Source organism: Symbioplanes lichenis (assembly GCF_030709675.1).
Lineage (GTDB): Bacteria > Actinomycetota > Actinomycetes > Mycobacteriales > Micromonosporaceae > Actinoplanes > Actinoplanes lichenis.
Genome location: NZ_JAUZQD010000052.1, coordinates 1 through 826 on the forward strand (window position 1 = coordinate 1; position 826 = coordinate 826).

Below are 826 nucleotides of genomic sequence, written 5' to 3' on the forward strand. Positions count from 1 at the left end.
CGCCGTCGGTACGAACCCGGGCGTCGACGAGGCGAACCCGCGCTCGGCCAACAAGCACGGCCACATCTTCGAGATCACCGAGGACCGCGGCGACCACACGGGCGACACCTTCACCTGGTCACTGCCCATCGTCTGCGGCGACCCGGCCGACGCGGGCACGTACTTCGGCGGCTACGACAAGACGGCCGTCTCTCCCATCTCCTGCCCGGACAACGTCGCCTTCGACAGCGCCGGCAACCTCTGGATCTCCACCGACGGCAACGCCCTGGGCAGCAACGACGGCCTCTTCGCCACCCCGATCGAGGGCCCGTCGAAGGGGCACCTCAAGCAGTTCCTCACCGTGCCCCTGGGCGCCGAGACCTGCGGCCCCTTCATCACCACCGACGACCGCAGCGTCTTCGTCGCCGTCCAGCACCCCGGCGAAATCACCGGCGCCAGCCTCGAAAACCCCGCCAGCACCTGGCCCGACGGCGCCTACGCCCGCCCCGCCGTAGTCGTCACCTGGCGCCCCGACGGCAACCCCGTAGGCAGCTGACCTCCCGTCCCAGGGCAGCAGGAAAGCTCGCAAGCCCACCCGGCCGTGGCCAGATCCCGTGCTCGAGGCGGATGCCAACGTCGATTCGCCTGGCAGCGTCAGTTCGCAAGGCAACGTCGATTCGCACGGTGGCGTCGGTTCGCCTGGCGTAAACAAGCGAAGGCCGGTCGGCAGGGATCTGCTCCCACCGGCCGGCCTTCGTCCCACACGCGCCCTCTGTCGGAGAAGGCGCCCCCAAAACGAAAACGCCCGTCCCCGAGCCTGTGAAGGCTCAGGAACGGGCGTTTCCTT

The 826-nt window shown here is 69.2% G+C and carries 1 protein-coding gene; it reads left to right on the forward strand.

Features of this window, described 5'->3' with window-relative positions; all coding sequences use genetic code 11:
- On the forward strand, positions 1–535 hold a 535-nt coding region (locus RAN62_RS41005), incomplete at its 5' end, for a PhoX family protein (protein ID WP_305790309.1).
- Between the last annotated feature and the right edge of the window lie 291 nt (positions 536–826).